Genomic DNA, 17050 nt, shown 5'->3' with positions numbered 1-17050 from the left:
TCTTCATCTTCACGACGTTGTAGCCGCGATCGAGATAGCCGCGCATCTCGCCGCGCAGCATTGAAAGGTCCTTGCCCGGATAGTAATAGCCGCCGGCGGCGTAGACGAACACGCGTGGATTGGCTTTGACGCCATGACGCTCGGCGAGCAGGCGGAACAGCGGTTGGCCCGCGATCTTCGCCACCGCATCCCACACCGCCATGTCGATGGTGCCGACCGCGACGGAGCGCTCGCCATGGCCGCCCGGCTTCTCGTTGGTCATCATCGCGCCCCAGACCTTGTCGGGATCGAGATTGTCGCCGGCCGCGTTCAGCAGCGATTTCGGGTCGGCCTCCAGGATGCGCGCGGCAAAACGCTCGCGGATCAGGCCGCCCTGCCCGTAGCGGCCGTTGGAGTTGAAGCCGTAGCCGACGACGCGCTTGCCATCGCGAACGACATCGGTGACGACCGCAACCAGGCTCGTCGTCATCTTGGTGAAATCGATATAGGCGTTGCGGATCGGCGAAGAGATCGGTTTCGTGATCTCGCGGACATCGACGATGCGGACGGACATGGGGTTGGCCTTTCACTTACGTCATTGCGAGGAGCTCTTGCGACGAAGCAATCCAGACTGCTTCGCGGAAAGATCCTGGATTGCTTCGCTACGCTCGCAATGACAAGGAGAGAGCGCGCTCGATGACGGGTGGAGAGCGCGCGCTCCTACTTCTTATCCCTGAAATACGGCTCGACCGGGCCGTGCACCTTGATGGTCAGCGGGTTGCCGTGGCGGTCCTTGGCGTTGCCTGCGGTGACGCGAACCCAGCCTTCGCTGATGCAATATTCTTCGACATTGGTCTTCTCGACACCCTTGAAGCGGATGCCGACGTCGCGCGCCAGGATGTCCGCATTGTAAAAGGGGCTGTTCGGATCGACCGAGAGGCGGTCCGGGAATTCGTCGCTCATGATTGTCTCGCTCATAACAGGGTCTCGATTTGCTGCCGCAATCCTTCGGGCCGCGCGGTCGGCGCATAGCGCGAAACTACCTTGCCGGCGCGATCCACCAGGAATTTGGTGAAATTCCATTTGATGGAGGCGCCCAGCAGGCCGGATTGCTGGCGTTTCAGGTACTCATACAACGGATGCGCATTGCTGCCGTTGACGTCGATCTTCTCGAACAGGGGGAAGGTGACGTCGTAATTGGTCGAGCAGAACGCCTGGATCTCGCTCGCCGGTCCAGGCTCCTGCGCACCGAACTGGTTACAGGGAAAGCCGAGCACCGAGAAGCCGCGCGGATTGAGATCGCGATGCAGATCCTCCAGCCCGCGATATTGCGGCGTGAAGCCGCATTTGCTCGCGGTGTTGACGATCAGCAGCACCTGCCCCTCGAAGCTGCGCATGGGCACTTCTTCGCCGAGAAGCGAGTTGGCCTTGAAGTCGTAGATCACCGACATCGCTAACCCACGGGATCGATCGGCGACGGCGGCACGCCGCCCGCCTCGATCGCTTCGCCGGCAAGGAGACAGAGATCCTCGCGATAGCGGCCGGACACGATGTGCACGCCAACGGGCGCCTTGCCGACGAGGCCGGTGGAGACCACGAGGCCCGGCAGGCCCATGAAGGGAATGGCGATCTGCGGCAGCTGTGCTTCCCAGACGCGTTTGAAGGACTCGTCGTCCTTGCGGTCGAGATGATCGGGGAACGGCAATTCGCCGGAGACCGGCGTCAGCAGCACGGCATAGGTCTCGAAGAACAACATCCAGTCGCGGGTCAGCGTGGCGCGGCGGGTCAAAGCCTTGGCGTAATTTGCCTGGTCCATCGGCGTAAGCCTGGCGCGATTGCCGCGCAGGCACGCCAGAGCGCCCGGATCGCCCTCACGCTCGGCCATCTCCAACTGCGCCTCGTAGCCGTCGCCCAGCCAGAGCTTGATCTGCCACTCGACGGCCTCGCGCATCGGCGGGGTGTTCTCGATTGTCTCGACGGTCCAGCCGGCACGCTCGAGCCGCTTGCCGGCGTCGATGACGGCAGCCTTCACCTCGGGCGCGGTGGCCAGGCCGTCCGGATTAAGACACAGCGCGGCGCGCTTCGGCCGCGCCGGGCCTTCCAGCGGTGCCGGCACGAACCAGGGATCGCGGATGTCGCGGGCCGACATCGCCGCGAGCGAAATCCTGATGTCGTTGACGGTGCGCGCCAGCGGCCCCGACACCGCCATGATCTGCGGCCCGATCGGACGCTCCGGCAGGGCCGGATTGAAAGCCGGGATGCGGCCGAGCGTCGGGCGCAAGCCATGCACGCCGCAGGCATAGGCGGGATAGCGGATCGAGCCGGCAATGTCGGTGCCGTGGGCGATATGGCCGATGCCGGCCGCGACCGCCGAACCGGCGCCGCCGGACGAGCCGCCCGGCGTCAACGAGGCATCGCGGGGGTTTTTGGTGTCGCCGTGGACCAGGTTGGTGGTGAACCAGCGATAGGAGAAGGCCGGGCAGTTGGTGCGCCCAAGCAGAACGGCGCCGGCTTTGCGGAAATTGGCGACCACCGGATTGTCCTCGCGCGCGATCAGGTCGCGCTGGAGCTTGAGGCCGTTGGTGGTGGCAAAGCCCTCCTGGTCGACATTGGCCTTGATGGTGACGGGCACGCCGGCCAGCACACCGGGGTCCTCACCCCTGGCGATGGCGGCATCGACGGCGTCGGCCTGCTTGAGCACGTCCTCCGGGCGGTGGTCGATCACGGCGTTGAGGCTAGGATTGACGGCGTCGAGCCGGGCCAAGCCGGCCTGCGCGGCCTCCCTGGCGGAGACCTTTTTGGTTTTGACGAGGTTGGCGAGGTCGGCCGCCGACAGGCGCCAGAGATCTTGCATGGCTTGCTCCGTTGAACCGGCGTCTTTTAGCCCCGGGAACGCGGCAAAGCCATGCGGATTTCGCAGGGGCGAAGGGCGGGGGATGCCGGGTGAGGCTCATTCTCCGTCGTGCGAGCAGCGAAGCGAAGCAATCCAGACTGCCTCGCAGAAGATGTCTGGGTTGCTTCGTCGCAAGGGCTCCTCGCAATGACGGGGAGAAAGCGTCGGAGGCTAATGCCGCGTCGCGGACTGGTCCGGGATGTCCAGGAGTGCCTCGGTGAAGGGGAATTCGAGCACGATCTCGCCTTCGCGGTCGGTGACCTCGATGACAGCCTCGAGCAGGGCCGGCTGGGTGCCTTCCGATCTCAGCACCTCCAGAATCATCTGGCGGGCGACCTCCCAGGCACGATCGGGATCGCGCAAATCCTCTCCCTCGGGATCCACGATCAGTTCGTCGCCGATACGGGTGTTGAAGAAATATCTGGGCATCACGAAGTTCCAGTTGGGTCGCCTGTACCGGATTGAAAGCTGCACTGCACTCACAACTGCTTTATCAGGACAGGGTTCGCGACCGAATGCGCCGAGCGCAGGGCCGCATCACCAGAAAGTACTGTTCCCCGCGCTTTTCTCGCGGCGCAATATGCCCTTGTTCGGGAAAATTTCACTGGCGAACTTTTGTGCTCGCAGTAACTTAGCCCCGGGCGGATACGTCCGAAATCTCGAAAATGGAGAGCCGAAATGGCCTGGAAAGCCCCGAAGATCGTCGAAGTGCCCTGTGGCATGGAAATCAACATGTATGTGAGCGCCACCCGCAAGTAAGCGGTTGGTGAATTCGCGTTCTGCGCAGGTGGATCTTTCGGTCACGATGCATGTCCGGAAGACAGGATTTGTGTTTGCGTGAGGTCCACCTCGCGACATTGCTTCCAGGAGACGGATCATGCTTCGCGTCGTCGTCCTGGGCGCCGCAGCCGGCGGCGGAGTGCCGCAATGGAATTGCGGCTGCGAGGGCTGCCGGACGGCCCGTGAAAACGGCCAAGAGCTGCAACGGACCCAAGCCTCGGTCGCCTTCAGTGGCGACGGCGAGCATTGGTTCTTGATCAACGCCTCCCCCGACCTCCGCCAGCAACTGAATGCCACGCCACAGCTGCATCCGAAGGCAGGCGCGCTGCGCCATACGCCGATCGCAGGCGTGATCCTGACCAACAGTGAAGTGGACGCGGTGGCAGGCCTGCTGTCGATGCGCGAGGGCTCGCCCTTCACGGTCTATGCGCATGAGAAGGTGCTGGCGATCTTGAAGGCCAACAGCATCTTCAACGTGCTGAACGAGAAGAACGTGCAGCGCCAGCCAGTCGACATCGACGAGCCGTTCGAGCCGCGGCTGCCGGACGGGGCGCGCTCAGGCATCGAGGTGCTGCCGTTCGCGGTCTCGGGCAAATCGGCCTGGTACCTGGAAGGCAAGGCGCATCCGGGCGGCGACAGCGGCGAGGGAGATACGCTGGGGCTGAAGATCACCGATAAATCGACCGGCAAATGCTTCTACTTCATCGCCGCCTGCGCCGAGGTCACCGACGCGCTCAAGGCCGAGATCGACGGCGCCGCGCTGGTGTTCTTCGACGGCACGGTGTGGCAGGACGACGAGATGATCAAGGCCGGGCTTAGCCACAAGACCGGCAAGAGCATGGGCCATGTCGCGATGTCCGGCGACCACGGCGCCATCGCGCGGCTCGCCGACCTCACTCTCGACAGGAAGATATTTCTGCATATCAATAACTCGAACCCGGCGCTGCTGCCCGCTTCCCCCGAGCGCAAGGCCGCTGAAGCGGCGGGCTGGCAGATACCCGCTGACGGAACGGAGATCGTGCTGTGAATGCCGCCTCACTGAGTGGAATGACCGCGCTCTCGGTCGGCAAGGACATCAGGCTCACTAGCGCCGAGGAGCTGGAGGCGGCGCTGCGCCATATCGGTGCGACGCGCTATCACAGCCTGCATCCGTTCCATAAGATGCTGCACGGCGGCAAGCTGAACAAGGGCCAGGTCCAGGCCTGGGCGCTGAACCGCTACTATTACCAGAGCACCATCCCGATCAAGGACGCGGTGGTGATCTCGCGCTTCCGCGACCGCGCCACGCGCGTGGAATGGCGCCACCGCATCGAGGATCATGACGGCGATATCGGCTCCGAAGGCGGTATCGAGCGCTGGCTGAAGCTGACCGACGGCCTCGGGCTAGACACGGCTTACGTGGAATCGACCGAAGGCATCCTGCCTGCGACGCGCTTTGCGGTGGAAGCCTATGTGCACTATTGCCGCGAGAAGTCGCCGCTGGAGGCAATCGCCTCCTCGCTCACCGAATTGTTCGCGCCGAACCTGCACGAAGAACGCATCTCCGGAATGCTGGAGCACTACGACTTCGTCAATCCTGATATCATGAGCTACTTCAAGCGCCGGCTGGCGCAGGCGCCGCGCGACGCCGGCTTTGCGCTCGACTATGTCAAGGCGCATGCCACCACGCCCGAGCAACGCGCGTCCGTCTGCAACGCGCTGATCTTCAAGACTAACGTGTTATGGGTGCAGCTCGACGCGCTCCAGCACGCCTATGTCGAAGGCCACATTCCGCCGGGCGCATTCGTGCCCCAAGAACACCAAAAAGCGAGCTGAGGAACAATTGATGGCCGGGCCGCGCAACATCAGCGTCAGCGAGACCAGCCGGCCGGTTCTGCCGAGGCACGCCAAGCTGAAATATGACGAAACGCGAAAAGTCTGGGTGATCCTGGCGCCCGAACGCGTGCTGGCGCCGGACGAGATCGCGGTCGAGGTCTTGCAGCTCTGCGACGGCGAGCGCAATGTCGGCGAAATGTCCGACCAGCTCGCGGCAAAATACGCCGCGCCGCGCGAGGCGATCCTGGCCGACGTCATTGTCATGCTGCAGGATCTCGCCGACAAGGGCTTTCTCACGGAGGCCCGGGAGAAGACGTCATGAGCGATGTGCTCGGCAATCCCACCATCCCGCCCGACGCCAGCGACAGCCTCGCGGTGCTGGAGAAGAGCCGCTCGACGGCAGAGACGTTCGGCATTCCGCTCGCCGTGCTGCTCGAGATCACCCATCGCTGCCCGCTGCAATGCCCCTATTGCTCCAACCCGGTCGAGCTCGACCGCTCGGGCAAGGAGCTGACCACCGAGGAATGGAAGAAGGTATTGAGCGAGCTCGCCGAGATCGGCGTGCTCCAGGTGCATTTCTCCGGCGGCGAGCCGACCGCGCGCAAGGACCTGGTCGAGCTGGTCAAGCATGCCAGCGATGTCGGCCTCTACACCAACCTCATCACCTCGGCGGTGCTGCTGTCGCGCGAGCGGCTGAGCGAGCTTGCCGATGCCGGGCTCTGCCACGTCCAGATCAGCTTCCAGGGCGTTGAAGAAGCCCTCGCCGATCGCGTCGGCGGCTACAAAAACGGGCACCGCAAGAAGCTCGAAGTGGCAAAATGGACGCGCGAGCTCGATTTGCCGCTCACCGTGAATGCGGTGATGCACCGGCAGAACCTGCACCAGTTGCCTGATATCATCCAGATGTCGGTCGACCTCGACGCCGACCGGCTCGAGGTCGCCAACGTCCAATATTACGGCTGGGCGCTGAAGAACCGCGCCGCCTTGATGCCGACGGTGGCGCAGCTCGACGAGTGCACCCGCATCGTCGAAGAAGCGCGCGAGCGGCTGAAGGGCCAGCTGACGATCGACTATGTGGTGCCCGATTATTACGCGCTGCGGCCGAAGAAGTGCATGGGCGGCTGGGGCCGGCAGTTCTTCAACATTTCGCCGGCCGGCAAGGTGCTGCCCTGCCACGCCGCCGAGAGCATCACCGGGCTCGACTTCGAATCGGTGCGCTCCAACCATTCGATCGCCTGGATCTGGCAGAACTCGGAGGCCTTCAACCGCTATCGCGGCACCGGCTGGATGAAGGAGCCGTGCAAGAGTTGCGAATTCCGCGAGGTCGATTTCGGCGGCTGCCGCTGCCAGGCCTTTGCGCTGACCGGTGATGCCGCCAACACCGATCCTGCCTGTGCGCTGTCGCCGCTGCACGAGACCATCTTCAAGCAGGCCGAGCGCGAGGCCGAGGGCGAAACCAACCGCTTCGTCTATCGCAATTTCGCCGGGGGCACTCTGGAATCCGGGAATGATGCCTGACGCCGACGCGGCCAGCTCAGTCAAGCGCGCCGATCCCTTTGCGCCGCTGACCTCCGAAATGCTCGACGTCGGCGACGGCCACGAGCTCTATGTCGAGAGCGTCGGCCGCGCCGACGGCATCCCCGCGGTCTATCTGCATGGCGGCCCCGGTAGCGGCTGCCAGCCCGACCACCGCCGGCTGTTCGATCCCGACCGTTTCCATGCCGTGCTGTTCGACCAGCGCGGCTGCGGCCGCAGCCGGCCGAAGGGATCGCGCCAGCATAACACCACACAGCATCTGATCGCGGACATGGAAAAGATCCGCGAGAAATTCGGCGTCGCGCGTTGGATGGTGGTCGGCGGCTCCTGGGGCGCGACGCTGGCGCTGGCTTATGCGCAGGCCCATCCTACGCGCGTCTCCGGGATTGCGCTCCGCGCGACGTTTCTCGGCACGCGTGCTGAAGTCGAGATCGCCTTCACCTCGCGCCTGTCGCAATTCTACCCCGCCCTCTACGAGGATTTCCTCAGCGTGCTGCCGGTCGAGGAACGCGCGCGGCCGGTGGAGGCCTATTATCGCCGCATCCTCGATCCCGATCCGGCCGTGCATGGCCCCGCATCGCGCGCCTGGCACGACACCGAGCGCGCCCTGTCGGAGCACAAGGCGGCAAAGACTCGCCTGGACCTGGCGTCGCTGAACGTGTGGCGCACATTGCCGGCGACGCCGTTCATGGAGGCGCATTATTTCGTCCAGGACAGCTTCATGACGGAGAACCAGTTGTTGCGGAACGCCGGCAAGCTCGACGGCATCCCCGGCATCATCGTCCAGGGCCGCTACGATCTGTTGTGCCCTCCCGAGACATCGCAGGCGCTCGCGAAAGCGTGGCCGGGTTCCGAGATTCGCGTCGTGGAAGAAGCCGGACATTCGCTCTATGATGCCGGCGTGCGGGACGCGGTCATGAAGTCGATCGCGGATATCGCTTCGAAGATCTCGCGCTAACAGGACAACAAGAAAATGCCACTCGCCGGGAAGGGCATGCTGCTGACGTCGATGAACATCGATGCGGCCGCCGAAGCCGATTTCAATCGCTGGTACGATCGCGAGCATCTGGAAGAGCGCGTTGCGATCGAGGGTTTTCTGGAGGCGCGGCGCTATGTCGCGCACGCCGCGAATCCCAAATACCTCTCGCTGTATTCGACCGCGACACTCGACGTGCTCGACAGTCCCGCCTACCGGGCGCGGCTCGCCAACCAGACTGAATGGTCGCGGCGGAGCATGGCGCATTTCAAGGACATGCTGCGCGTGGTCGCCCGCATCACGATCAGCAATGGTACCGGACGCGGCGCGGCGCTCGGCCTCGTGCGGCTGCGGCCGACGCCGGACAATGCAGCCGCGTGGCGTGACGCACTGCAAGAACGGCTGGCGCCGCACGACGGTATCATCTCGATGCATCTGCTCGAGAGCGAGCCGGAATTGTCGGGCGCAACGGCGGATGTTCCGGCAGTACGCAATGAAGGCGCGCGCGACTGGTTCGTGCTGATCGACGGCACGCATGTCGGCGCGGTCTCGGCCGTGATCGCCGCGCGCTTCACCGGCCCTGCCGCCTCGCCATTCCCGCTTCCCGTGTCGGTCGGCACCTACAGCCTGATGTGGGACCTCGCCAAGAGCGACATCGCGCGCAACTAAGCCGTCGCACGCATTGCAACATGTTGCACCGCCACATACTGCGCGCGGCCGTTAATGCTGTGTGCGCGTGGCTCCTATGAAAGAGGGGAAGCGCGAAATTTGCCGTTGTACTTCGGAACGGTTCTAATAAGCTAACCCAATGACGTCATTCAGAAACCAGATCGCCGCGCGTTAGCGTTCGCCAAGCTCAAGAAAAGGCCGCCGGGTCTTTGAGCCTGCGCGGACAGGGTAGGAATGAAACCGACCGATATTGCGGCCCCCGACTACTTTCACAAAGTAGTCGATTGCCAATGGGCCTGTCCTGCGCACACCCCCGTTCCCGAATACATCCGACTGATCGCCCAAGGCCGCTACAGCGACGCCTATATGATCAATTGGAAATCGAACGTGTTTCCCGGAATTCTGGGACGCACCTGCGATCGTCCATGCGAGCCGGCGTGCCGCCGCGGACGGGTCGAGGAGACGCCGGTCGCGATCTGCCGCCTCAAGCGCGTCGCCGCCGACTTCAAGGACGACATCACGCAACGCCTGCCGCGGCCCGCGGCCAAGAACGGCAAGCGCGTTGCCTTCGTCGGCGGCGGTCCCGCTTCGCTGACGGTGGCGCGCGATCTCGCGCCGCTCGGCTATCACTGCACGGTGTACGACGCCGATCCCCAAGCCGGCGGCATGATGCGCTCGCAGATCCCGAAATTCCGCCTGCCCGACTCGGTCATCGACGAGGAGACCGGCTACATCCTGGGTTTCGGGGTCGACTTCAAGGGCGGCCACCGCATCGAGAGCATGAAGGCGCTGCTCGCGGAGAAGTACGACGCGATCTTCGTCGGCTCCGGCGCACCGCGCGGCCGCGAGCTCGACATTCCCGGACGCAAGGAAGCCGCTGCCAACGTCCATATCGGTATCGATTGGCTGTCCTCGGTCTCGTTCGGCCATACGGACAAGATCGGCAAGCGCGTCATCGTGCTCGGCGGCGGCAACACCGCGATGGATTGCTGCCGCACCGCGCGCCGCCTCGGCGGCGAAGAGGTGAAGGTCGTCGTGCGCTCCGGCTTCGAGGAAATGAAGGCCTCGCCCTGGGAAAAGGAAGACGCGCTCCACGAGGACATCCCGATCCTCAACTTCCTCGTGCCCACGGCTTTCGTCCACGATAACGGCAAGCTCACCGGTATCACCTTCCAGAAGGTGAAGGCCGAATACGACGCCAAGGGCCGCCGCGATCTCGTGCCCTCGGGCGAGCCGGACCAGACCATCGAATGCGACGACGTGCTGGTCGCGGTCGGCCAGGAGAACGCTTTCCCCTGGATCGAGCAGGATTGCGGCATCGAGTTCGACAAATGGCACATGCCCAAGGTCGATCCGAAGACGTTCGTATCCACCAATCCAAAAGTGTTCTTCGGCGGCGACGCCGCGTTCGGGCCGAAGAACATCATCTGGGCGGTGGCGCAGGGCCATGACGCCGCGTTGTCGATCCACAAAATGCTCTCGGGCGAGGACGTCACCGAGCGGCCATTGCCGGAGGTGCACATCTCCTCGCAGAAGATGGGCATCCACGAATGGAGCTATGATAACGACATCTCCAACGACAAGCGCTACAAGGTGCCGCATCGCGACAAGGTGATCGCGCTGAAGGACATCCGCACCGAGGTCGAACTCGGCTACGACGTCAAGCTCGCGCTCGGCGAAGCCCATCGCTGCCTGAACTGCGACGTCCAGACCGTGTTCTCGACATCGCTCTGCATCGAGTGCGATGCCTGCGTCGACATCTGTCCGATGGATTGCATCACCTTCACGGAGAATGGCGAGGAAACCGATCTGCGCCAGCGCCTGAAGGCGCCGTCACTGCATCCCGACCAGGACCTCTACGTGTCCTCTGATCTCAAGACCGGGCGCGTGATGGTGAAGGACGAGGACGTCTGCCTGCATTGTGGGCTGTGCGCCGAGCGTTGTCCCACCGGCGCCTGGGACATGCAGAAATATTTGATCGAAATGACTCAAGCGGGTTCGACATGTCCGACAAAAAGCCGATCAGCAGCGTAAACGACTTCGTCGTCCGCTTCGCCAACGTCAACGGATCGGGCTCGGCCAGCGCCAACGAGATGTTTGCGCGCGCGATCCTGCGCCATGGCGTTCCGGTGAGCCCCCGTAACATCTTCCCCTCCAACATCCAGGGCCTGCCGACCTGGTACGAGGTGCGGGTGACCGAAGACGGCCATCTCGGCGCCCGCGGCGGCGTCGACATGATGGTCGCAATGAACCCGCAGACCTGGGACAAGGACGTCGCCGGCATCGAGCCCGGCGGCTATCTGTTCTACGATTCCACCAAGCCGATGCCGTCGACGAAATTCCGCGACGACATCACCGTGATCGGCGTCCCCCTGACCGCGATCACCAACTCGACCTACACCGATCCGCGCCAGCGCCAGCTGTTCAAGAACATCATCTATCTCGGCGCGCTCTCGGCGCTGCTCGACATGGACCCGAAACTGATCGAGCAGCTGATCGGCGAGCAGTACAAGGGCAAGGAGAAGCTCTTGTCCTCCAACGTCCACGCGTTGCATCTCGGCCGCGACTGGGCGCTGCAAAACCTGAAATGCCCGACCGGGCTGCGGGTGAAGAAGTCCGACAAGGTCGGCGACCGCATCTTCATCGAGGGCAACAGCGCGGCCGCGCTCGGCGCCGTCTATGGCGGCGCCACGGTATGCGCCTGGTATCCGATCACGCCATCCTCGTCGGTAGCGGAGGCTTTCACCGCCCACTGCAAGAAGTACCGACACGATCCGGAGACCGGCAAGGCGAAGTACGCGATCGTGCAGGGCGAGGACGAGCTGGCTTCGATCGGCATCGTGATCGGCGCCTCCTGGAACGGCGCCCGCGCCTTCACCGCGACCTCAGGCCCCGGCATCTCGTTGATGACCGAGTTCATTGGACTTTCGTACTTCGCCGAAATACCGGCCGTGATCATGAACATCCAGCGCGCCGGTCCCTCGACCGGCATGCCGACCCGCACCCAGCAATGCGACATCATCGCCTGCGCCTATGCTTCGCATGGCGACACCAAGCATGTGCTGCTGTTCCCCGAAGATCCCGCTGAAGCGTTCGAGTTCGCGGCCGCGGCCTTCGATCTCGCCGAGCGGCTCCAAACCACCATCTTCCTGATGCTGGACCTCGACATCGGCATGAACCACCGGCTCTGCCGTCCGCTGAAGTGGGACGATTCCAAGCAATATGACCGCGGCAAGGTGATGACCGCGGAGATGCTGGACGAAGGCCGCGACTTCGGCCGCTATCTCGACGTCGACGGCGACGGCATCCCCTACCGCACCTATCCCGGCACGCATCCGACCAAGGGGTCCTATTTCACCCGCGGCACGTCGCGTGACCGCTATGCGCGTTACTCCGAGGAAGGCTCGGTCTACGCCGACAACATGCAGCGGCTCATGCGCAAGTTCGAGTCCGCGCAGGACATGGTGCCGCGGCCGCTCCAGGCCAATGCGGAACGGCCGACCAAATACGGCGTGATCTATTTCGGCTCGACCTCGCCGGCGATGGACGAGGCGATCGGCCTGCTGGAAACGCGCGGGCACCAGCTCGACCGCCTGCGCATCCGAGCCTTCCCGTTTCACTCCAGCGTGGCGAGCTTCCTCGCCGAGCACGATTTCGTCTACGTCGTCGAGCAGAATCGCGACAGCCAGCTGCGCCAGTTGATCGTCAACGAGAACGGCATCGACCCGGTGCGGCTGGTGCCGATCGTGCATTACGACGGCTCACCGATCACCGCCCGCTTCATCGCAAAAGCCATTGGCGACCACCAGGATCACCTCAAGGTGACCCCGCTCCGCAAGGCCGTGTCATGACCTACATTGCAAAGCCGAAATTCCACCATCCCGGGCTGAAGAAGAACGAGCTCGGCTACACCCATCGCGACTACGAAGGCAAGATCTCGACCCTCTGCGCCGGCTGCGGCCATGATTCGATCACGGCCTCAATCATCGAGGCCTGCTATGAGCTCTCGATCGAGCCGCACCGGGTGGCAAAAATCTCGGGCATCGGCTGCTCGTCGAAGACGCCCGACTATTTCCTCGGCAATTCGCACGGCTTCAACTCCGTGCACGGCCGCATGCCGTCGGTCCTCACCGGCGCCAACCTCGCCAATCGCGATTTGATCTATCTCGGCGTCTCCGGCGACGGCGATTCCGCCTCGATCGGCTTCGGCCAGTTCGCGCATTCGATCCGGCGCGGCGTCAACATGACCTATATCGTCGAGAACAACGGCGTCTACGGCCTGACCAAGGGCCAGTTCTCGGCGACCGCCGACCGCGGCTCGAAGAGCAAGAAGGGCGTCACCAATACCGACAACGCCATCGACCTCGTCGCGATCGCGCTGCAGTTAGGGGCCACTTTCGTCGCGCGCTCGTTCTCCGGCGACAAGACCCAGCTCGTGCCGCTGATCGCGGCCGCGATCCGCCACAAGGGCGCGTCGTTCATCGACGTCATCAGCCCCTGCATCGCATTCAACAACCACGCCGGCTCGACCAAGAGCTTCGACTATGTCCGCGAGCACAATGACGCGGTGAACCGGCTCGACGTGCTGGTTGGCCGCGATCCGATCGCGGTGGATTACGCACCAGGCACGGTGCAGATGGTCGAGCAGCATGACGGCAGCAGGATCGCGCTGCGCAAGATCGACGCCGACTACGATCCGCATGACCGGCTCGGCGCCCAGACCTTTCTGCAAAAGCACGCCGCCAAGGGACAGATCGTCACCGGCCTGCTCTACGTCGACCCTGATGCGGAAGATCTGCACGAGCATCTCAACACGGTCGAGACGCCGCTCAACACGCTGGAAGCGGACACGCTCTGCCCGGGCTCGGCGGCGCTGGACAAGTTCAACGCCAGCCTGCGGTGATCGCCTATCGCGCCGCGGCCGGCTGCCGGACGCGTATGGTGATTTTCTCCGACACGATGGGCGGCTCGAACGGATAGTGCCTGGCATCGCCCAGCACGAGCTGAAGCGTGTGCGTTCCGGGCGGAAGCTCGAGCAGCGTTTCGGTCTGCCCTGCCCCGAAATGCAGATGCGACTTGTCCTGCAGGATCGGCTCCTTGGGATCGATGGGATCGTTGACGTCGATCAGCAGATGATGGTGGCCGGCGTTCTGATACTCGTCGCCGGCATGGGTCACTCCCATGTTGCGCAAGCCGAACCGGACCCAGAATCCGCCGCGGACCTTCTGCCCGTCATGCGGGGTGATGAAATAGAGCTTTGCGTCCTTGGGCGCTGCCTTGCCTTGCGAGAAGGCTACCGCCGGGAGCAATGCAAGCGCCGCCGCCAGCGCGACGCAACGAAATATCTGCATCAAACCAACTCCACCACTTAGGGACTGAGCGCCACGCGGAATCCGTGCGTGGGATAACGAACATTGGTGTCGTAGCCGTCGCGGTTGGACGGCCGCACATATCTCGAATCGTTCTTCCAGGAGCCCGAGCGCAGGACATGAGCGCTGCAGTCCCCGCTGCTCCATGCCGAGCCGTCGCCGGGCGCGCCCTGATAGGTCTTGTGCCAGCAGTCCTCGACCCACTGATCGACACCGCCGCCCATGTCGTGGAGCCCGAACGGATTCGGCCTGAAGCTGCCGACCTTCGCCGGCTGCTCGGCCGCGAGATCACCGCAATCCTTGCAGCCGGCCATGCCCGGCTGCAGCTTGTCGCCCCACCAATATTTGGTCTGCGTTCCGCCCCGCGCGGCATATTCCCATTCGGCTTCACTCGGAAGCCGATAAGTCTTCTTCGTCGCCTGAGCGAGATAGGCCGCATATTGCTGCGCGTCGGTCCAGCTCACATTGCTGACAGGCGCATCGTCCTTGCCGATCGCCGTAAAGCCGCAAGCCTTTGCAGCGGCGCACTCGTTCCATTCCTGCACGGTCACCGGATATTTTCCGATCGAGAACGGCTTGACCGTCACCTGATGGACAGGACGCTCGGTCGGGTCGTCGTTGCTTCCCATCGCAAAGCTGCCGCCGCGAATGGCGACCATCTCGGGTTCGCGGACGGGAATTGGCGATTGACTTGCCGATTGACTCGTCGATTGAATTGGCGCCGGAGCGGGCGATGGAGATGACGAAGCCGCGGAGGGAGACGGCTGCGGCGTCTGCGGCGCCGCTTCGCGCGGCGGAGGCTGCGGGCTCGGCGATGCGGCCGGAGAAGTGGCAGGAGAAACGGTAGTGACGGCGGCCTGCTCGCCCACCCTGCCCGGCGTCTGAGCCAGCAGATACCACAGCACGCCGGCGGCCATCACCGACAGCGTGATTCCCAGGAGAAAGATCAGAGCATTCTCGCGCCGCCCGCGCGTCCTGCCGACCGCGTCTGCATCCGGCAGCACTTTATAGACGCGCACGGGATCGGTGATGTTCTTGACTTTGCGGTCCCCGAGCGACTCGTAACCGCACACGACCTTGTGCTTTATCTGCTCGTAGATCGCGCCGGAGATAAAGACCTGGCCTGGCTCTGCGATGCCCTCGATGCGCGTCGCGATGTTGACGCCATCGCCGTAGACGTCATCAGGCTCCACGATGACGTCACCGAGATTGACGCCAATCCGGTACTCGATCCGGGTCTCCTTCGGAAGCGAAGCGTTGCGGCCGATGAGATTTTGCTGGATGACGATGCTGCATCGCACGGCCTCGACCGGACTGTCGAAGATCGCGATGAAGCCATCGCCCGTCGTCTTCACCAGACTTCCGTGGTGCTCGACGATGCTGGGCTGGATGAGATCCCGCTCGATCCGCTTGACGCGGACGTGCGTGCCCTCCTCGTCGGCCTGCATCAGGCGGCTGTAGGAAGCGATGTCACCGACAATGATGGCCGCGAGACGACGAGGCATAGGGCCGTGTGTGGGCGGCTCGTCATTCCCGGATCTGAAGTTGCGAATTTCGCCCATTGCGGGGGGACTCCACAAACTACAAGGCAGACCCCAGCCTACGACTGCGAGAGGCGATCGTCTGTGAAGGCTATCACATCGATGAAATCGGGCAACGTCGGAGCAATCGTCGGCGTCGAGTTCCGAAAGGCGAAGGCGTCAGCTCGAATGAACCTTCGTGACCCCACCGAAGACTAATGCCCGGCGTGGAACTTCACCTCGCTCCCTCCTGCGAAGATCACGTCAGATTGCGAACGTTGAACGCGTCGTACCTGGGCGGCGTCTACAGCGTACAGCTCAGTTGCTGCACGCGAGGCCATCATGAAGTTTTTTCTCGTTGCTGCCGTCTTCCTCGCCGCGTTTGCCGGCGCGGCCCACGCCGAGGAGGCCGACGATATCCGTGAGGCCAGCAAGGCCGAAGTCGAGACCTTCAACGCGCGCATGTATGTCGGTGCACCCGGCAACAAGGCCTATGCCTGCTTCGTGCGGCGCTACGATGCCGAGCATCTGGCGCACCATCCGAAGCAGAAGGTCGCCTCGATGAAGCTGCTGATCTCGGCGGAATTGGACACGGAGGACAAGCAGCTCCACAACTCCTTCCGCCTCGGATTCAGATATCGTCACCGCTCCGGCGATTTCGACTCCAGCGGCTCCTGTCATCACGCCGTGTTTACCAAGGACGGCACCGAGATCCGCCTCGGTTGCGGCGTCGACTGCGAGGGCGGCGGCATCGGCGTCGCGCTCTCGAAGGACGACAATTCGGCCATCGTGCGGCTGGCGCGGGTCAGGGTCTGGCAGAACAACAAGCCGGATGAGGATGCCGAGCAATCGCTGGTCGCCGGGGCCGATGACGGGATTTTCCGCCTAGATCGAACGGACAACAAGGAATGCGCCTCGCTCGTGACCGACCGCAAGGAACTCGCCGCGCTCCGCCACAAATGATATGTGTCCGGCGCAATCGAGGGAGATCGTCATGAACCGCCGGAACATGTTGTGGAGCGCCGTCTCGGGCCTGGGCGCGGCGCTTGGCGCCTCCAGCGCGAAGGCCGCGACCGAATCCGGCACGGGCAACAAGCTGAAGGTGGTCTATCATTTGAGCGATGCCGAGAAAGTCAATTTCGTGCTCGGCAACATCCAGAACCACATCGACGGCGTCGGCGGCCCCGAGCATGTGACGATCGCGCTGGTGATCCACGGACCGGCGCTGAAGGCGTTTCACTGGGCGCAGGCCAACCCTGACATCAGCAAGCGCGTCGGCGATTTCTCCAAGGATGGCGTCGAGCTTGCCGCCTGCGGCAACACGATGAAGGCGCAGAACGTCACGCTCACGGATCTCCTGCCGGGCTTCGTCAGCGCGGAGAAGGGCGGCGTGGTCCGTTTGGCCGAGCTCCAGTCGCACGGCTATCTTTATCTGCGGCCGTAGGGCGCGGGAGGCGCCGCTACATTGTCCGTCATTGCGAGCGCAGCGAAACAATCCAGTCCCTCCACGGAG

The 17050-nt window shown here is 63.6% G+C and carries 18 protein-coding genes and 1 pseudogene; 12 read left to right on the top strand and 7 right to left on the bottom strand.

Going from position 1 to position 17050, the window contains the following annotated elements; translation table 11 throughout:
• The 5 genes and pseudogenes from IVB47_RS04875 to IVB47_RS04855 form a co-directional block, all read right to left on the bottom strand.
• Window positions 1–553: pseudogene (locus IVB47_RS04875) on the bottom strand (mandelate racemase); the annotation flags it as partial.
• Window positions 554–699: 146 nt separating this feature from the next.
• Window positions 700–957: a DUF3297 family protein gene (locus tag IVB47_RS04870; protein WP_007613756.1), complete on the bottom strand. Its 258-nt coding sequence runs from the start codon at window positions 955–957 to the stop codon at window positions 700–702.
• Window positions 954–1430, bottom strand: a complete 477-nt coding sequence (locus IVB47_RS04865; protein WP_027519751.1) for a glutathione peroxidase — start codon at window positions 1428–1430, stop codon at window positions 954–956. Before IVB47_RS04865 ends, IVB47_RS04870 begins: the two co-directional genes overlap by 4 nt.
• 2 nt (window positions 1431–1432) lie before the next feature.
• The gene (locus IVB47_RS04860) at window positions 1433–2833 is read right to left on the bottom strand and encodes an amidase family protein (RefSeq protein WP_247460173.1); all 1401 of its coding nucleotides are present in this window, start codon (window positions 2831–2833) and stop codon (window positions 1433–1435) included.
• A gap of 210 nt (window positions 2834–3043) precedes the next feature.
• The gene (locus IVB47_RS04855) at window positions 3044–3301 is read right to left on the bottom strand and encodes a hypothetical protein (protein WP_247460171.1); all 258 of its coding nucleotides are present in this window, start codon (window positions 3299–3301) and stop codon (window positions 3044–3046) included.
• 249 nt (window positions 3302–3550) lie between these two features.
• On the opposite strand from IVB47_RS04855, the gene pqqA reads away from it, so the two are divergent.
• The 10 genes from pqqA (at window position 3551) to IVB47_RS04805 (ending at window position 13551) form a co-directional block, all read left to right on the top strand.
• Window positions 3551–3631, top strand: coding sequence for a pyrroloquinoline quinone precursor peptide PqqA (gene pqqA / locus IVB47_RS04850; protein WP_007595659.1), 81 nt, complete (start codon window positions 3551–3553; stop codon window positions 3629–3631).
• A gap of 118 nt (window positions 3632–3749) precedes the next feature.
• Window positions 3750–4679, top strand: a complete 930-nt coding sequence (gene pqqB / locus IVB47_RS04845) for a pyrroloquinoline quinone biosynthesis protein PqqB (RefSeq protein WP_247460169.1) — start codon at window positions 3750–3752, stop codon at window positions 4677–4679.
• Window positions 4676–5467 (top strand): pyrroloquinoline-quinone synthase PqqC, encoded by a 792-nt coding sequence (gene pqqC, locus IVB47_RS04840; protein WP_027570584.1) that lies wholly within the window; start codon window positions 4676–4678, stop codon window positions 5465–5467. Before pqqB ends, pqqC begins: the two co-directional genes overlap by 4 nt.
• A gap of 10 nt (window positions 5468–5477) precedes the next feature.
• Complete coding sequence (gene pqqD / locus IVB47_RS04835) at window positions 5478–5789, top strand: pyrroloquinoline quinone biosynthesis peptide chaperone PqqD (RefSeq protein WP_247287867.1); 312 nt, start codon at window positions 5478–5480, stop codon at window positions 5787–5789.
• A complete protein-coding gene (gene pqqE, locus IVB47_RS04830) occupies window positions 5786–6985 on the top strand; it encodes a pyrroloquinoline quinone biosynthesis protein PqqE (RefSeq protein ID WP_247460167.1) in 1200 nt (399 codons plus the stop codon). The genes pqqD and pqqE overlap by 4 nt, the downstream gene beginning before the upstream one ends.
• Window positions 6975–7961, top strand: coding sequence for a prolyl aminopeptidase (gene pip, locus IVB47_RS04825; protein WP_247460165.1), 987 nt, complete (start codon window positions 6975–6977; stop codon window positions 7959–7961). The genes pqqE and pip overlap by 11 nt, the downstream gene beginning before the upstream one ends.
• Before the next feature lie 15 nt (window positions 7962–7976).
• Window positions 7977–8648: a DUF4286 family protein gene (locus tag IVB47_RS04820; protein WP_247460162.1), complete on the top strand. Its 672-nt coding sequence runs from the start codon at window positions 7977–7979 to the stop codon at window positions 8646–8648.
• 234 nt (window positions 8649–8882) lie between these two features.
• Window positions 8883–10682, top strand: a complete 1800-nt coding sequence (locus IVB47_RS04815; RefSeq protein ID WP_247460160.1) for an FAD-dependent oxidoreductase — start codon at window positions 8883–8885, stop codon at window positions 10680–10682.
• On the top strand, window positions 10652–12499 hold the full coding sequence (locus tag IVB47_RS04810; RefSeq protein WP_027570579.1) for a 2-oxoacid:acceptor oxidoreductase subunit alpha: 1848 nt from the start codon (window positions 10652–10654) through the stop codon (window positions 12497–12499). Before IVB47_RS04815 ends, IVB47_RS04810 begins: the two co-directional genes overlap by 31 nt.
• Window positions 12496–13551, top strand: a complete 1056-nt coding sequence (locus IVB47_RS04805) for a 2-oxoacid:ferredoxin oxidoreductase subunit beta (protein ID WP_018454076.1) — start codon at window positions 12496–12498, stop codon at window positions 13549–13551. Before IVB47_RS04810 ends, IVB47_RS04805 begins: the two co-directional genes overlap by 4 nt.
• A 4-nt stretch (window positions 13552–13555) precedes the next feature.
• Here the strand turns inward: IVB47_RS04805 and IVB47_RS04800 are convergent, their stop codons facing one another.
• The gene (locus tag IVB47_RS04800; protein ID WP_247460158.1) at window positions 13556–13999 is read right to left on the bottom strand and encodes a DUF4399 domain-containing protein; all 444 of its coding nucleotides are present in this window, start codon (window positions 13997–13999) and stop codon (window positions 13556–13558) included.
• A gap of 17 nt (window positions 14000–14016) precedes the next feature.
• On the bottom strand, window positions 14017–15579 hold the full coding sequence (locus IVB47_RS04795) for an SUMF1/EgtB/PvdO family nonheme iron enzyme (RefSeq protein ID WP_247460156.1): 1563 nt from the start codon (window positions 15577–15579) through the stop codon (window positions 14017–14019).
• 300 nt (window positions 15580–15879) lie between these two features.
• On the opposite strand from IVB47_RS04795, the gene IVB47_RS04790 reads away from it, so the two are divergent.
• Together IVB47_RS04790 and IVB47_RS04785 are read left to right on the top strand one after the other, a co-directional pair.
• Window positions 15880–16500, top strand: coding sequence for a hypothetical protein (locus tag IVB47_RS04790; protein ID WP_247460152.1), 621 nt, complete (start codon window positions 15880–15882; stop codon window positions 16498–16500).
• Window positions 16501–16531: 31 nt separating this feature from the next.
• The gene (locus tag IVB47_RS04785) at window positions 16532–16981 is read left to right on the top strand and encodes a DsrE family protein (RefSeq protein ID WP_247460149.1); all 450 of its coding nucleotides are present in this window, start codon (window positions 16532–16534) and stop codon (window positions 16979–16981) included.
• The last annotated feature ends 69 nt before the right edge of the window (window positions 16982–17050 follow it).

The organism is Bradyrhizobium sp. 62, assembly GCF_023073035.1.
Taxonomy (GTDB): Bacteria; Pseudomonadota; Alphaproteobacteria; order Rhizobiales; family Xanthobacteraceae; genus Bradyrhizobium.
This window is presented reverse-complemented; position numbering and strand designations above follow the sequence as displayed.

What these genes read in the sequence shown, in the direction of transcription:
- IVB47_RS04790 (WP_247460152.1), top strand. Translation starts at nt 15,880, where the DNA reads ATGAAGTTTTTTCTCGTTGCTGCCGTCTTCCTCGCCGCGTTTGCCGGC.
- IVB47_RS04815 (WP_247460160.1), top strand. Translation starts at nt 8,883, where the DNA reads ATGAAACCGACCGATATTGCGGCCCCCGACTACTTTCACAAAGTAGTC.
- pqqA (WP_007595659.1), top strand. Translation starts at nt 3,551, where the DNA reads ATGGCCTGGAAAGCCCCGAAGATCGTCGAAGTGCCCTGTGGCATGGAA.
- pqqD (WP_247287867.1), top strand. Translation starts at nt 5,478, where the DNA reads ATGGCCGGGCCGCGCAACATCAGCGTCAGCGAGACCAGCCGGCCGGTT.
- pip (WP_247460165.1), top strand. Translation starts at nt 6,975, where the DNA reads ATGATGCCTGACGCCGACGCGGCCAGCTCAGTCAAGCGCGCCGATCCC.
- pqqE (WP_247460167.1), top strand. Translation starts at nt 5,786, where the DNA reads ATGAGCGATGTGCTCGGCAATCCCACCATCCCGCCCGACGCCAGCGAC.
- pqqB (WP_247460169.1), top strand. Translation starts at nt 3,750, where the DNA reads ATGCTTCGCGTCGTCGTCCTGGGCGCCGCAGCCGGCGGCGGAGTGCCG.
- IVB47_RS04785 (WP_247460149.1), top strand. Translation starts at nt 16,532, where the DNA reads ATGAACCGCCGGAACATGTTGTGGAGCGCCGTCTCGGGCCTGGGCGCG.
- IVB47_RS04800 (WP_247460158.1), bottom strand. Translation starts at nt 13,999, where the DNA reads ATGCAGATATTTCGTTGCGTCGCGCTGGCGGCGGCGCTTGCATTGCTC.
- IVB47_RS04860 (WP_247460173.1), bottom strand. Translation starts at nt 2,833, where the DNA reads ATGCAAGATCTCTGGCGCCTGTCGGCGGCCGACCTCGCCAACCTCGTC.
- IVB47_RS04795 (WP_247460156.1), bottom strand. Translation starts at nt 15,579, where the DNA reads ATGGGCGAAATTCGCAACTTCAGATCCGGGAATGACGAGCCGCCCACA.
- IVB47_RS04865 (WP_027519751.1), bottom strand. Translation starts at nt 1,430, where the DNA reads ATGTCGGTGATCTACGACTTCAAGGCCAACTCGCTTCTCGGCGAAGAA.
- IVB47_RS04805 (WP_018454076.1), top strand. Translation starts at nt 12,496, where the DNA reads ATGACCTACATTGCAAAGCCGAAATTCCACCATCCCGGGCTGAAGAAG.
- IVB47_RS04870 (WP_007613756.1), bottom strand. Translation starts at nt 957, where the DNA reads ATGAGCGAGACAATCATGAGCGACGAATTCCCGGACCGCCTCTCGGTC.
- IVB47_RS04810 (WP_027570579.1), top strand. Translation starts at nt 10,652, where the DNA reads ATGTCCGACAAAAAGCCGATCAGCAGCGTAAACGACTTCGTCGTCCGC.
- IVB47_RS04855 (WP_247460171.1), bottom strand. Translation starts at nt 3,301, where the DNA reads ATGCCCAGATATTTCTTCAACACCCGTATCGGCGACGAACTGATCGTG.
- IVB47_RS04820 (WP_247460162.1), top strand. Translation starts at nt 7,977, where the DNA reads ATGCCACTCGCCGGGAAGGGCATGCTGCTGACGTCGATGAACATCGAT.